Below are 14,656 nucleotides of genomic sequence, written 5' to 3' on the forward strand. Positions count from 1 at the left end.
TGGAATTTTCTTTTTTAAAAGCATAAAATCGGATTTTGACGTTTAACGGATTTCTTCAAAAACAGAAAGCACGGGCAGTTTCAGATCGTCGTGGAATGAGGGAAATTTTTTGCCGAGTTTCACTTTTGTCGGTTTGCGGGTTTCCACTAGCAAGTCGATGTCGTTTCGCGTGATGGTTTCGAGCAGCAATTGGTCAAGCGACCGCTCTTCTTGTTTGTTGATGCGTGCCTGGCTCACGATTCGGAACGCGAATTTCCCGTCGAGACGTTGCTGCAGGTCCGAAACCTGGAGTTTGCTTTCGGCATATTCCAGATACAGCGCTTTTTGCATTTCCGAAGTCGGCGCATCACACAAATTGAGGATCGGACAATGGCTGTTGGCGAGCAATCCGAGGCAATGACGGTTGATTTTTTTCGAGGATTCGCGGAACGATTTCGGAACGATCACGAATCCGATTTCCAACACCGACAATAAATTACGAAGTAACGGAGCCGAAATCGAGGATTGGCGTTGCACATGAAGCTTGATGTTGTCGAATTTCAAAGCAAGCCGCTGGCAATCTTCAAGTGTCTTTTGTTGGGAAGCCGAAAAAGCGGGTTTCGAATTCCGTAAGTAGGCCGACGCGGAATAAGCGTTGTCGGTTTCATTCAAAAGTAGCAGTACAAGGTCGAAATTTTGGCCGTTGGCATAAGAGATCGCGCTTTCGACAGAAGCTAAAGTGTCTTTTTCTAAAACGGTCGGGATAAGGATATTTTTCATGGTCGTTGTTTTTTCTGGATACAAAACAACGACCACGAGATTAGCATGGCCTTAATCCTATCTTAGAATTTCCTAAGATTTCGCATTAGAGATTTTAATGTTGGGATTCCGACGAAGGAGGAATCTCGACCAATTGGCTTCGGATGAGATTCCTCCTTCGTCGGAATCCCCAAAAAACTACAAAGAATCCGAACCGCTCCTTTTAAAGGTAATTGTCGCCATCGTGCCTTTTTCCTGTTCCGATTGGATGTCGAGTGTGCCGTTGTGCATGCGGATGATTTTGAACGCGAGCGGAAGCCCGAGTCCGTAACCCGTATACCTCGAAGCCTTTTTGCCTCTGAAAAACGGTTCGTATAGGAACGGAAGGTCTTCTTTGGGAATGCCGATTCCGATATCGGTGATGCGGATCGAAAGCTGTTTGCTGTCGGCCATCAGCGCGACGAAAACCACGCTGTTGTCAGAATATTTGACGGCATTCGAAATCACGTTGGACAAGGCCAATTCGAGCAACGGCCTGTTGCACGGCAATAAAAGATACTCGTCGTTGTCGGGCATTTCGTCGAGACGCAGGCTGATGTTGTTATCGGGAAACAATTTATCGAGATCCGATTTGACGTCCATGAGCAGCTCGTCCATACGCGCCACATCGAGCACCTGTTTGTTGCCGTCGTAACCCGTGCGCGTAAGTTTCAGAAGGCTTTCGGTAAGGTTGCCGAGTTTGGTCGCCTGGGCGTTGATATGCGAAAGGGCTTCCTGGTATTCTTCGGGCGAACGCTTGCTTTGCAGGATGATTTCGGTCTCGGCCATGATCGTCGTGATCGGCGTCTTGAGTTCGTGAGAAGCGTTGTTGATGAAGTTCGCCTGAATCTCGAAAGAGGTTTCCAAACGGTCGAGCATGTCGTTGAACGTATCGGTCAACACGGCGATTTCGTCTGTGTTTTCGGGCTGTTCGAGGCGTTTGTGAAGATTGGAAGCACTGATGCGTTTCACTTCGCCATTGATTCTCGAAATCGGATTCAATACGGTATTGGCCAGAAAACGTCCCAGGAAATAAGCGAGCACCAAAAACGCGATGCCGCCTATGGCCATGATCCGGATGATGTACATCGTACTTGTATTGCCGCGTCTGTCGCGGGCTGTGATCACTACGATGTACTTTTTGCCGTTCTCCTCGAACAATTGGGCATAATGGTAACGGCTGTCGTCTTCTACCCAAGATGAACCATTTGCCAGGGCTTCCTTGAAGAATTCGGGCGAAAGGTTGAGTTCGGTATTGTATTCGAACGAGTTTTTTCCGTTCACGGGAAGTACGAAGTCATTCTCATCTATGAGTTCCTCGAGCCCGTTGCTCTTGAGCTGACGGTAATATTCGGCTTTTTCGGGATCGTTCTGGTAATGTATCGATGAGACGATTTTCGCGCGATCCTGCAACCGCTTCAAAAAGTAGTATTGGTTGTTGTTCTTGAATAAAAAAACCATCACCGCGCACAACAACAACGTGCTCAAACCCGAGAGCGCGACATAAGTGACGGCGACTTTTTTGCGTATCTGCATTTTAGGCTTTTAAAGTGTAACCCACACCTTTCATGGTTTGGATCAGTTTTTCTTTGTACGGCTTATCGATTTTCTTGCGCAGGTAATTGATGTACACATCGACCACGTTGGTGTTCATCTCGAAATTGATGTCCCACACGTTGTCGAGAATCTGTTCGCGTGTCAAGATGGTTTCGGAATTCTTGGCCAGGTAATGCAACAGTCGGTATTCCTTTGCGGTCAACGAGATTTCGTCTTCTCCGCGTTTCACGGTCTTGGTGCGGTTGTCGAGTTGCAGATCGCCGATCACGATCGTCTCCAAAGGTTTGTGTTCTTGAGTCGAGCGCCGAACAAGCGCGTGGATACGGGCTTCGAGTTCCGAGAATTTGAACGGTTTGCTCACGTAATCGTCGGCTCCGGCCTGTAATCCGGTGATGATGTTTTCGGTACTTCCGAGCGCGGTCAAAAACAAAATCGGTACGAAATTCCCGGCGGCTCTCAATCGTCTGCAGATTTCGATGCCGTTCACGTCGGGAAGCATCACATCTAAAATTACCGCGTCGAACGTGTGTTCCTCGAGCATGAGCATCGCCGTATTGCCGTCGAGGGCTGCACTTAAGTCGTGGCCTTTTTCGGCGAATCCTTTTCGGATCACGGAAAGCAAATTCGGTTCGTCTTCGACAATCAGCAATTTCATCTTTGGCGTTTTACTTCGGATTTCAGATTTGCCAAAAATAAGTATTGAAGTGTGAAATAAACGCTAAAAGTCAAGCTTTGCGGGCATTATTGGGAATCCCAAAAAAGAATCCGCTTCTTTCCGAATCATTCGAAAAAAAGCGGATGTATTGCTGTGAAATCGGTTTTTAGGCGCGTACGTTTACCAACGCGGCCGCGGCTTTCGCTTTGTCGACGATTTCTTCGATCGGTGTTTCTACCGCATCGCTAACCAAAGCCACACCCATTCTGCGGTACGGACGCGATGTCGGTTTTCCGAAAAGACGGAAGTCGGTTTTCGCAAGACCCGAGATTTCCTCGATTCCCGTAAAAGTCGGGTGCTCTGAGTTTTCGGAAGCCAGTATGACCGCGCTCGCTCCGGCTTTTTCGAGTCGGATTTCGAAAATCGGAAGGCTCAAAATGGCGCGCAAATGCAATTCGAATTCGTTGAAGTTTTGTGTTCCGGCCAATGTGACCATGCCCGTATCGTGCGGACGAGGCGAAAGTTCCGAAAAATATACACCGTCGTCGGCCAAAAAGAATTCCACGCCAAAAATGCCGGCTCCACCAAGCGCTTCGGTGATTTTTTCGGCCATATCCTGAGCTTCGTAAAGGTCTTTCTCCGAAACCTGTGCCGGTTGCCAGCTTTCCTGGTAATCGCCTCTTTCCTGTCTGTGACCGATCGGTGAGCAGAACAACGTCGGGCCCATGTTTTGGGTGACGGTAAGCAATGTGATTTCGGAATTGAATTTCACGAACGCTTCGACGATGACTTCTACGACATCGCCGCGAGAACCTTCGACCGCATATTTCCACGCCTTTGCGATATCGTCGTGCGATTTGATCGTCGATTGGCCTTTGCCCGAAGACGACATCAACGGTTTCACGACACACGGAATGCCGACTTCTTCTACCGCCGATTTCAATTCGTCGGCTGAGGTCGCATAACGATAATTTGCGGTTTTGAGGCCGAGTTCTTTTGCGGCCAAATCGCGTATCGCCTTCCTGTTCATCGTGAAGTTCGCCGCTTTTGCTGAAGGAACGACCGTAATGCCTTGCTTTTCGTAATCGTAAAAACGCTCGGTGCGGATCGCTTCGATTTCGGGAACGATGAAATCGGGATTGTGTTTGGCTACGATGCGGTCGAGTTCGGCTCCGTCGAGCATGTTGATGACTTCAAAACCGTGCGCGACCTGCATGGCCGGAGCGTTTTCGTAACTGTCGACGGCAATCACTTTTTGGCCGATTCTTTGGGCCGCGATGACGAATTCCTTTCCGAGTTCGCCTGATCCGAGAAGTAGTATTTTCTTTTGCATGGTGGATGTGTTGATGTTGGAGGGCTTTGTAGAAACCTCAAAGGTTTTCAAAACCTTTGAGGTTTGGTAGTGCTGACAGCCCAAAATTAAAAAAGCCCCAGAATTTCCGAGGCTTATGTTTTAGGCCAGTGCCTCTTTGATTTGTGCAAATGCTTTCTTGAGCTGGTCTTCGCTGGTCGCGTACGAAAGTCGGATGCAGTTCGGGTTTCCGAAAGCGTCACCGGTTACCGCAGCAACGTTGGCTTCGGCCAAAAGATACATAGCGAGGTCGTCGGCATTGTTGATGAGTTTTCCGCGAAGGGTTTTTCCGAAGAAAGAAGAAACGTCGGGGAAAGCGTAGAAAGCACCATCTGGCACGTTGACTTTCAAGCCCGGGATTTCCTTGATCAATCCGATCACCAAATCGCGGCGGTTCTTGAACGCGTTGACCATGTCGTTCAATACCGACGGATCGGCATCTACAGCCGTAATCGTAGCGCGTTGTGCGATCGAATTCGCTCCCGAAGTCACCTGCCCTTGCATTTTTGTACACGCTTTGGCGATGAATTCCGGCGCACCTATATATCCGATTCTCCAACCCGTCATTGCGAACGCTTTGGCGACTCCGTTTACGGTAATCGTTCTTTCGAACATGCCCGGAATCGATGCGATCGAGCAGAAATTCCCGGCGAAATTGATGTGTTCGTAGATTTCGTCCGAAACCACGAATATGTTCGGGTGTTTTTCCAATACTTTAGAAAGTGCGGTCAATTCCTCACGCGTATACACCGAACCGCTTGGGTTACAAGGAGACGAATACCACACCATCTTGGTTTTCGGCGTGATGGCTTTCTCGAGTTGTTCGGGCGTGATCTTGAAATCGGATTCTACCGAAGTCGGCACTTCGACAGGAATTCCGCCAGCCATTTTCACGATTTCGAAATAAGAAACCCAATACGGTGCAGGCAAAATCACTTCGTCACCTTCGTTGAGCATCACTTGGGCGATATTGTACAGCGACTGTTTCGCTCCCGTAGAAACGACGATGTTCGCCGGTTTGTAATCAAGATCGTTGTCGCGTTTGAATTTGCGGCAAATCGCTTCCTTGAGTTCTACGTAACCGTCGACGGGCGAATACGTGCTGTAATTCTCGTCTATCGCTTTCTTCGCGGCTTCCTTGATGAAATCGGGAGTGTTGAAATCGGGTTCGCCCAAAGAAAGGCTGATCACGTCTTTGCCCTGAGCCTTAAGTTCACGAGCCAAAGCGGCCATAGCCAGCGTTTGGGAAGTGGCCATTTGGTTGACCCTGTCGGAAAGTAAATGGTTCATGTCTTGTTGTGTATGTTTGATAGAGGTTTTTAAGCGATCTCGGGTTTGGTTCCAAGTTGTTTCAAATGCCTGAAATGCGCGGCAACGGCCGATCGCATCGTCTTGAATTCGTGATACGGCAAATTGCATTCGGCTGCCGTCTGTTTGATGATTTCGGATATTTTTCCGTAATGCACATGGCTGATGTTCGGGAAAATGTGGTGTTCGATCTGATGGTTCAAACCGCCCGTAAACCAATTCACGATCTTGTTCTTCGGTGCGAAATTAGCTGTCGTATACAACTGATGGATCGCCCAGGTGTTTTCCATCGTGCCGTTTTCATCCGGAATCGGGTTGTCGGTGGCTTCCACGACATGTGCAAGCTGGAAAACCACGCTCAGGATAAGTCCGGCGACGTAGTGCATCACGAAAAATCCGATGAGTACTTTCCACCAAACGATTCCGGCGATCATCGGGATTACGATCCAAATCGAGAAATAAATCGCTTTGGTGATGACCAAAGTCGTCCATTGAATTGCAGGGCTTTTGAATTTCCCGTAAGACAATTTGCGTTTGAGATAACGGTGCATCTGTTTGAAATCGGTCGTGAGCGCCCAGTTGAACGTCAATAATCCGTAAAGGAAAATCGAATAGTAATGTTGGAATTTGTGGAAGCGTCTCCACTTGGCCTCCTGTGTAAAACGGATGATTTTTCCGGCTTCGAGATCTTCATCGTGCCCGTGGATATTGGTATACGTATGATGCAAAACATTGTGCTGAACTTGCCAGTTGTACACGTTTCCGGCCAACACGTAAATCGTGCCGCCCATAAATTTGTTGAGCCAACCTTTAGACGAATACGAGCCGTGGTTGCCGTCGTGCATCACGTTCATGCCGATTCCGGCCATTCCGACGCCCATGGCTACGCTCAAGAGCAGGTGCGCCCAAAACGGCAGATCGATCGCGAGAATCAGGAAATAGGGTGTGAGGAAAACGGCGAAAAGTATCGCGGTTTTGAGATAAATCTGCCAGTTTCCGGTCTTTTTGATGTTGTTTTCCTTGAAGTAGGCGTTGACCCGCGAATTGATTGTCCTGAAGAATTTCATGGAATCTTGGGTCGAAAATGTAGGTAGGGTGTAATTCATGATAAAAATGATGCCAAAGGTAGTTATTAAAACAGGTTCAAACGTTTACAAAAACAAAAAATTTCCGTCGCGATTGGTTACTTTTGCAAAAAATTCACGATGGAAGAAATCCTGCGTTATTTTCCGCATCTCACTGATATACAAAAGGAACAATTCGCCCAATTGCGCGGGCTTTACGAGGATTGGAACGCCAAGATCAACGTCATTTCGCGAAAAGACATAGACGAGCTCTACACGCGTCACGTGTTGCATTCGCTCGCGATCGCCAAAGTACAGCCGTTCGAGCCGGGTTCTTCGGTCATGGACGTAGGTACAGGCGGCGGCTTCCCCGGAATTCCGCTTGCAATTTTGTTCCCAGAAACAGATTTTTACCTGATAGATGTCATAGGAAAGAAAATTAAAGTGGTGCAGGCCGTGGCCGATGCGCTCGGACTCAAAAACGTGAAAGCCGAACAAAAACGAGCCGAAACCGTAGACAAACAGTTCGATTTCATCGTAAGCCGTGCCGTTACGAACATGCCCGATTTCGTTTCCTGGGTCAAAAACAAAATCGCCAAACCGCAAAAACACGATTTGGCGAATGGGATTTTATATCTCAAAGGTGGCGATCTTTCCGAAGAACTCAAGGATTACCAAAAAATCCAATTGTTCGAGATACCCGATTTCTTCGACAATGAATTTTTCGAAACCAAGAAAGTCGTCTATCTTCCCGTCAAATACAAAGGATAAAAAATCCCGGTCTTCACGGCCGGGATTTTTATTTAGTTTTTGATGAGCTTTTGCGTCTTCGTTCCCGTATCGGATGAAACGGTCACCGAATAAATTCCCGTAGCCAAGCCCGAAATATCGATTTGTGACGCAGGATTTTCGAGATGCAACACGGTTTTGCCCGTCATATCCGCAATAGATATCGCTTTTACCTGATTTTCCGATTCGATGTTCAGCGTATTTTTTGTGGGATTCGGATACAACACGACGTTATTGGCCTCATTCGCAGGCGTAGACAACAATCCCGCGATAAGCGTTTCTATCGTTGTCGACGTTTCGTCGAGGTTGAGTTGTGGAACGTTGATCGTAAGCGTCGTCGTCCTGAAAATCGGGCCGACGTTTTCGTTGAAATACGTATAAGTGGTTTGTGTCGCCGTTCCGATATTATTGAAGATAAGATAGTTCAACGACAAGGTCTGTACGACTTTTACGCGTGTCACATCGTATGTCGGAAGGCCGAAACCGATATTTCGGGTCAACGATCCGTAAGCGTCGACCGAAGTCGCGACCGTTCCGCTAAAAGTTCCCGAATAACCCATTCCCGAATAGGTTCCGGCCGTCGTATCGGAATTCGTATATCCGAATGACATCGGAAATTGGCCCACATTGGCATTGTTCGTCGAATAGTTGATGTTGAATTCGGTCGATGCGATACCCGTAACCGTCAAATTTCCGGCAAGATTCAGCGCATAATAAATACTTCCCGTATCGGCGGACTGTAAAACTCCTGTCGTATTCGGATAGGTCGAGATGTCGGCAGGTGTAGGGGTTTCCTGTTGGTAGGACGTATCGCCAAGGGAGACGAGTTGGTCGAAAACCCAGGTTTGGTTCGCGCCTGCGGTTTCGTTAAGAGCCGTTCCCGAAGTCACGACCGTCCAAACCGTATCATCGTCGGGAAAAATGCGGTTGACGGCAACTTGGGCCGATGCCGCAACACAGGTCAACATAAATAAAGAGAGTATTGTTTTTTTCATAGGTAGTGCTTTGATTTGTATCAAAAGTAACAAAAAAGCCCCGACAAATATCGGGGCTTCAGTTATTTGCGAGTTAATTATTCGCCTAGGAACGGGTAACGGTAATCGACCGGTGTCACGAAAGTTTCCTTTATCGTGCGAGGCGAAACCCAACGCAACAAGTTCTGTGCAGAACCCGCTTTGTCGTTCGTTCCCGAAGCGCGCGCACCGCCGAATGGCTGCATGCCCACGACGGCTCCCGTCGGTTTGTCATTGATGTAGAAGTTTCCTGCGCAATTTTCCAACGCTTTCGTGGCTTCGTTGATCGCGTAACGGTCCTTGCTGAAAATCGCTCCGGTCAACGCATAAGGCGAAGTTTCGTCTACGAGTTTCAATGTTTCGGCCCATTTGGCGTCTTCATACACATAAATCGTGATCACAGGTCCGAACAATTCGGTTTCCATGGTCACGTATTTCGGATTCGTGGTTACGATAACGGTCGGTTCGATAAAATATCCGACAGATTTGTCGTAGTTTCCGCCGACGAGGATTTCGGCATCCGTATCCGCTTTGGCGCCATCGATATATTTGGCCAATTTGTCGAAAGAACCTTCGTGGATCACGGCTGTGATGAAGTTCGAGAAATCTTCGGGCGTACCCATTTTCATCGATTTCATGTCTTTTTCGAGCTCCGATTTCACGGCCGGCCACAAACTTTGCGGAATGTAAGCGCGTGAAGCCGCCGAACATTTCTGTCCCTGGAACTCGAATGCGCCGCGCACGATTCCGGTCACGACCTGACGTACGTTGGCGCTCGGATGTGCGACGATGAAGTCTTTTCCGCCTGTTTCTCCGACAATTCTCGGGTAGGTTTTATAGATTTCGATGTTGTTTCCGATGTGCTTGAAAATGTCCTTGAACACATGCGTCGAGCCCGTAAAGTGGATTCCGGCGAAGTCAGGGCTTGCATAAACGGTTTCCGAAATCATTTGGGCGTCTCCAAAAACGACGTTGATTACGCCATCGGGAACACCAGCTTCGCGGAATACGTCGATGATGATTTTTGCCGAGAAAACCTGCGAATCGCTCGGTTTCCAAACCACGACGTTGCCCATCAAAGCGGCACTTGCAGGCAAATTGGCTGCAATCGCGGTAAAGTTGAACGGCGTCACGGCATAAATGAAACCTTCAAGTGGACGATATTCGACGCGGTTCCACATATCCGAAGTCGATTTTGGCTGGTCGGCGTAAATCTGCGTCATGAATTCTACGTTGAAACGCAAAAAGTCGATGAGTTCGCAAGCGGCGTCGATCTCGGCCTGGAAAATCGTTTTGGATTGGGCGATCATCGTTGCGGCGTTGATTTTCGCACGATACGGTCCAGCGATAAGTTCGGCTGCTTTCAGGAAAATCGCGGCGCGTTGTTCCCATGGTAAGGAAGCCCAGTTTTTGCGGGCATCGAGCGCAGTCGAGATGGCTTTCTCTACATGAGATTTTTCGGCCAGGTGATATTTTCCTACGATGTGTTTGTGATCGTGAGGCGGCGTCATGTTACGGGTGTTGCCCGTTTTGATCTGCTCGCTTCCGATGTAAAGCGGCACTTCGATGTTCGCGTTCCACAATTCGCGGTAAGCGGCAAGAACTGCGGCCTTTTCGGGCGAATTGGGAGCGTATGATTTTACCGGCTCGTTGACGGCTTTCGGTACGTTAAAAAAACCTTTTGGCATATCGTTTCTTTTTTGGTGGCACAAAGATAACGAATCGGGATTTTAAAAATATCCGAATTGTGAATTCCGTAACGAATCGATGTGATTTGGGTTTTAGATTGTCAGATTCACAGATTTTCGGATTGTCAGAATCGGAAAAAGTCAGATCAGGAAGAATTCACAAGAATAACGTTAGATTTTCATTGGGTCAATATCTGATAATCCAAAAATCTGATAATCTGAAAATCTTGGAAAACTCAATTCAACGCAAATGGCGCGCTCAATTTAAAAGTAGGCACGATCACACGAAAACTGCGTGTAGAGGTGAAGTTGATCATATTGAAGTACCCACGCATCGCACCGAAAGGAGACGCGAGAAGGCAGCCCGAGCTATACGTATGGGTTTCGCCTGGTTTCAACACCGGTTTTTTCCCGATCACACCTTCACCGTCGACGGTTTCGGGATCGTTCAACGAGTCGAGTATGTCCCAATGGCGCGATGTGAGTTGAACGGAATCCTTACCGTGGTTTTCTATGGTCACGTGGTAACTGAATGCATAATGGATGCGGTGATTCTTGAAGTACGTGCCTTCAAAAGTCGTCCCGACCGAAATTTTTATGCCTCTTGTAATTTGTGAAACCATTAATGTACTTGGGAAAAGTGTAGCGCAAATTTACAAAAATATGCGTAGATGCGTGATACTCAAGGTTAATTTTTAGTTGGTGATGTCGGTTGAGCTAGCAGCGCCTTTGCCGATTACACGATCATAACGCGAATTGTTCTCTCGATAATATACCATCACGAAATAATTCGATTCGGTTTGCCAGAAATTCCCATCGATGGCATTTGCGCTGTCGATCTTGCCGTTCTTGTCGGCGATCTCGTATTGGAAATTCGTAAAACCTTGTTTGATCAAGATCGCTTTTTTATACAATTTCGATGCCTCGTCGTACTCGAGCTTAAACTCTGGCGTATGCTGGAAATTGTTGAACATCCCGTTCACGTAAATGTCGTTTTTACCGAAATAAGAAGGCGCTGACAAACTGAAATACACCCAAACGTAATCGGCTTCGACGGCCGGATTGTCGCGATTGACGACCATCGGGATGAAGTTCCCGTTCTGGTCCGGATAATACGTGTAGGCTTTATCGGTACGCGCTTCACTCGGAAACAGATACGCATTGTAAAGCGAACCGTTCGAGTCGATTTTCGCTACGTTATACGCCGCCGCACGCACATCCTTGTTCTCGAAATACAGAAACTCGTTGCCGCCGTAAAATTGCGTTTCCTTGTCGTATTTGTAAATCAAATCGTTGCCGATGGTATATTGCGGCTTTACGTTGATGATCGCGTTGTCGAAACGCCCGTTCTGCATCAGCATGACCTTGACGTTCTTTAGCGGATTCTGGAAAACGATCGCCTGCGACTTTATCGAAAAATCCATGTTGTGCATGTGAGGCATCATATCGATAGTACGCGCGCGCTTTACTTGCAAAGGCACCGAAACCAAGTCTTCGTATAGGATGAATTTTCTCGAAAAGACGACATCGCGATCTTCGTTAAGGATTTTGAGCATGTAATTACCGCTGAGTCGCAATTGCGTCTGCCGATTAGGGAAAGAAACCATGTAGTGCGAATAAATCTGGAGCGTGTTGAACGAGTTCGTATACGTCTGAATCCTCAAATCGTCAAACCCAGACAAATACTCGCTCTTCACAAGGTTCGACGGTTGCCAATCGTAATCGCAATGCACGATCTGGTAATAGTAATTGGCTTCGTTCCCGTACAAATCATCGAACTGGAGCGTAAATGAATCGTTGAGTAAAAATATCGGAATCGTGTTCTGCCCGCTCGACTGGTTGAACATGATCGTACGTATGTTGTATGGCGCCTGGATCTCGGTTTGAACTTGGGCCGATACAGAAGCGAAAAGCAACAGAAAAGCCGCCGATAGGAATTTTGTCATTTGGCTGAAGATTGAGATTCGTAAATATAGGAAAAAGACGAATCGAAGTGTTAACGGCGAAAAACGCAAAGATATTTTGTCGCGTCTATTACGGCTTGAACACGACCGGAATGATTTCGCCCGGAGCCAAACAATAGCGTTCGACCATTTCCGGAGAGATTTTTTTCGTGTAATCTTCCTCGACTACTGTGAACCCGATGCTGCGCAGTTTGTCGAAATAATCACGTCCGTACACGCGGACATGGTCGTATTGACCAAAGATTTCGGCGCGTTGTTTCGGATCGGTGATCGAATCGTCCTCGAAAGTATGTTCCCTTTTCAAATCCTGTGGAATCTGGAAAATGCCCATTCCTCCGGGTTTCATCACACGGAACAATTCCTGCATCGCTTTGGTGTCGTCGGGAATGTGTTCGAGCACGTGATTGCACAAAATCAAATCGTATTGATTGTCGTTGAACGGCAAATCGCAAATATCGGCTTTCACGTCGGCCAAAGGAGAAAATAAATCCGTAGTCGTGTAATCGAGGTTTTTCTGTTCGCGGAAAAGCTTGTAGAAAGCCTGTTCGGGCGCGAAATGCAACACTTTTTTGGGAGCGGTGAAAAAATCGGTCTCCTCTTTCAGGTATAACCAAAGCAAACGATGGCGCTCCAACGAAAGCGTGCTTGGCGAAAGTACGTTCTCGCGCTGTTTTCCGTATCCGTACGGAAGGAATTTCCTGAAACTCTTGCCGTCGATGGGATCGGTGAATTTATCGCCGCTAAGTAAAATCGAAATCAACGGACGCGCGACATAGCTCAATCTAATCAAGATCGGGCGCGGAATCGTATTGAGGATGAATTTGAAGATTTTTTTCATTACGACAACACCAAAGCTTCGCGTCTGAACTCGTTTTCCTCGTCGCTTTCGATGCCTAACGCTTTGTACACGTAGGCGAAAGTCGAAAGCAATTCCGGTTTTCCGTCTACGATCGCGACGTTGTGTTCAAAGTGGGCGCTCGGTTTTTTGTCGGCAGTCACGATCGTCCAACCGTCTTTCAGGGTTTTGATGTTGCGCACGCCCATGTTGATCATCGGTTCGATGGCCACGACCATACCTTCGACGAACATTTTGCCTTTGCCGCGTTTTCCGTAGTTCGGCATTTCGGGTTCTTCGTGCATTTTGGTGCCGAGCCCGTGACCGACGAGTTCGCGTACGACGCCATATCCGAAGCTTTCGGTATAGGCCTGGATCGCGTTCGCCACATCGCCAACGCGGTTTCCGGCTTTGAATTCGCGGATTCCGATATAAAGCGATTCCTTGGTTACCTGAAGCAGTTTTTTGGTGGCTGGAGCGACTTCTCCGACTTCGAAAGTATAGGCGTGATCGCCGTAATAGCCGTTTTTAAGCACGCCGCAGTCAAGCGAGATGATATCGCCTTCCTCGATCGCGCGGTCATTCGGCAAACCGTGCACGACGGCTTCATTCACGCTCGTAAGAATAGATGACGGACATCCGTAAAGCCCTAAAAATCCTGGAACGGCATCGTGGTCGCGTATGAACTGTTCGGCCATTTTGTCGAGCTGCAACGTCGTGACGCCGGGTTTGATCTCGCTGGCGAGCATGCCCAAAGTTTTAGAAACCAGCAACGCGCTTTCACGCATGAGTTCAATCTGTTCGCGGGTTTTAGGGATAATCATGAAGTCAAAATATTAGAGCGCAAAATTACAACTTTCAAATGAGTTTGCAATGCGGTGGATTCCGACGAAGGAGGAATCTCGGCCTGATTATTCGGCATTTCAGCAAAAAAGAGATTTTAGCTAATCAGATTTCTCCTTCGTCGAAATCCCCAACTATTCCAAGTAACTATGCTTATAGCCTTGGTTGGATAGGATTTTGAGCATGTCCTTTTCCAAAGTCTCGCGTGGCGATTCTACGATACGGTTGAGTTCTTTGGTTTTCGGTTCGCCTTTCGGGCCTTTTTTTCCTCCGGATTGCGTCGTTTTGTAGAAAATGAACGTCGGAACGTTCGTGATGTTCAAACCGGCTTCGAGTTTTTCTGGCGTGGTTTTGTCCTTGTCGACGAAAATCAGCGTCACATCCTGTTTGTCAAAACCTGCGTCGTGCAAGATCTTGAAGAATTTCGGCACTTGGTTTTGGCTGTCCTCGCACCAGGTTCCCATAAAAATCTTGATGGAAATGCCGTTGGTCAAATCGCGCAATTTGGTCACGGTCGCCGCATCGGGCTTGTAATTGTCGTAACCAGGAGCGAACCAATTGCGGAAAGGCGTGCGCAGTAAATCCTGTACTTCGCCTTGCCCGAGCAGATCGCCTTCGGTCGTGGTCGCAAGCAATCCGGTAGATGGTTTTTGGGATGTCACTTCGGGAGTTTTCACTCTTTGGGTGGTTTTTTGGGTGGTTTTGCATCCGATGATGAGCAACGAAGCTGCAAAAAATAGTAGCTTTTTCATGTTTAGAGATAGCCACGAATTACACGAATATCACTAATGGATTCGTGTAATTCGTGGCGT

At 47.8% G+C, this 14,656-nt stretch carries 14 protein-coding genes; 1 reads left to right on the plus strand and 13 read right to left on the minus strand.

What is annotated here, in order from left to right:
• Positions 1-42 precede the first annotated feature (42 nt).
• The 6 genes from HZF10_RS12250 to HZF10_RS12275 form a co-directional block, all read right to left on the minus strand.
• Positions 43-759, minus strand: coding sequence for a hypothetical protein (locus HZF10_RS12250; protein WP_176006509.1), 717 nt, complete (start codon positions 757-759; stop codon positions 43-45).
• Between the two features lie 177 nt (positions 760-936).
• Positions 937-2,313 carry a HAMP domain-containing sensor histidine kinase gene (locus HZF10_RS12255; RefSeq protein WP_176006510.1) on the minus strand — a complete coding sequence of 459 codons (1,377 nt, stop codon included), beginning with the start codon at positions 2,311-2,313 and terminating at the stop codon, positions 937-939.
• Between the two features lies 1 nt (position 2,314).
• Complete coding sequence (locus HZF10_RS12260; RefSeq protein WP_176006511.1) at positions 2,315-2,989, minus strand: response regulator transcription factor; 675 nt, start codon at positions 2,987-2,989, stop codon at positions 2,315-2,317.
• Between the two features lie 166 nt (positions 2,990-3,155).
• Positions 3,156-4,322 carry a formate-dependent phosphoribosylglycinamide formyltransferase gene (gene purT / locus HZF10_RS12265; protein ID WP_176006512.1) on the minus strand — a complete coding sequence of 389 codons (1,167 nt, stop codon included), beginning with the start codon at positions 4,320-4,322 and terminating at the stop codon, positions 3,156-3,158.
• 120 nt (positions 4,323-4,442) lie between these two features.
• Complete coding sequence (locus tag HZF10_RS12270; protein ID WP_176006513.1) at positions 4,443-5,630, minus strand: pyridoxal phosphate-dependent aminotransferase; 1,188 nt, start codon at positions 5,628-5,630, stop codon at positions 4,443-4,445.
• A 29-nt stretch (positions 5,631-5,659) separates the two neighbouring features.
• Positions 5,660-6,754 carry a fatty acid desaturase family protein gene (locus HZF10_RS12275; RefSeq protein WP_176006514.1) on the minus strand — a complete coding sequence of 365 codons (1,095 nt, stop codon included), beginning with the start codon at positions 6,752-6,754 and terminating at the stop codon, positions 5,660-5,662.
• A gap of 99 nt (positions 6,755-6,853) precedes the next feature.
• On the opposite strand from HZF10_RS12275, the gene rsmG reads away from it, so the two are divergent.
• Positions 6,854-7,483 carry a 16S rRNA (guanine(527)-N(7))-methyltransferase RsmG gene (rsmG, locus tag HZF10_RS12280; protein WP_176006515.1) on the plus strand — a complete coding sequence of 210 codons (630 nt, stop codon included), beginning with the start codon at positions 6,854-6,856 and terminating at the stop codon, positions 7,481-7,483.
• 32 nt (positions 7,484-7,515) lie between these two features.
• Here rsmG and HZF10_RS12285 read toward each other — a convergent pair whose 3' ends face one another.
• The 7 genes from HZF10_RS12285 to HZF10_RS12315 all read right to left on the minus strand — a co-directional run bounded on the left by HZF10_RS12285 (position 7,516) and on the right by HZF10_RS12315 (position 14,596).
• On the minus strand, positions 7,516-8,496 hold the full coding sequence (locus tag HZF10_RS12285; RefSeq protein ID WP_176006516.1) for a T9SS type A sorting domain-containing protein: 981 nt from the start codon (positions 8,494-8,496) through the stop codon (positions 7,516-7,518).
• 77 nt (positions 8,497-8,573) lie between these two features.
• Positions 8,574-10,202, minus strand: coding sequence for an L-glutamate gamma-semialdehyde dehydrogenase (pruA, locus tag HZF10_RS12290; protein WP_176006517.1), 1,629 nt, complete (start codon positions 10,200-10,202; stop codon positions 8,574-8,576).
• Between the two features lie 236 nt (positions 10,203-10,438).
• Positions 10,439-10,825 carry a Co2+/Mg2+ efflux facilitator ApaG/CorD gene (gene apaG, locus HZF10_RS12295; protein WP_176006518.1) on the minus strand — a complete coding sequence of 129 codons (387 nt, stop codon included), beginning with the start codon at positions 10,823-10,825 and terminating at the stop codon, positions 10,439-10,441.
• A 72-nt stretch (positions 10,826-10,897) separates the two neighbouring features.
• Positions 10,898-12,148 carry a type IX secretion system plug protein gene (locus tag HZF10_RS12300; protein ID WP_176006519.1) on the minus strand — a complete coding sequence of 417 codons (1,251 nt, stop codon included), beginning with the start codon at positions 12,146-12,148 and terminating at the stop codon, positions 10,898-10,900.
• Between the two features lie 88 nt (positions 12,149-12,236).
• Positions 12,237-13,004, minus strand: a complete 768-nt coding sequence (locus HZF10_RS12305; RefSeq protein WP_176006520.1) for a class I SAM-dependent methyltransferase — start codon at positions 13,002-13,004, stop codon at positions 12,237-12,239.
• On the minus strand, positions 13,004-13,825 hold the full coding sequence (map, locus tag HZF10_RS12310; protein ID WP_176006521.1) for a type I methionyl aminopeptidase: 822 nt from the start codon (positions 13,823-13,825) through the stop codon (positions 13,004-13,006). The genes HZF10_RS12305 and map overlap by 1 nt, the downstream gene beginning before the upstream one ends.
• Positions 13,826-13,978: 153 nt before the next feature.
• Positions 13,979-14,596: a thioredoxin family protein gene (locus HZF10_RS12315; RefSeq protein WP_176006522.1), complete on the minus strand. Its 618-nt coding sequence runs from the start codon at positions 14,594-14,596 to the stop codon at positions 13,979-13,981.
• Between the last annotated feature and the right edge of the window lie 60 nt (positions 14,597-14,656).

Origin of the sequence: Flavobacterium agri (assembly GCF_013401995.1) — a bacterium.
Lineage (GTDB): Bacteria > Bacteroidota > Bacteroidia > Flavobacteriales > Flavobacteriaceae > Flavobacterium > Flavobacterium agri.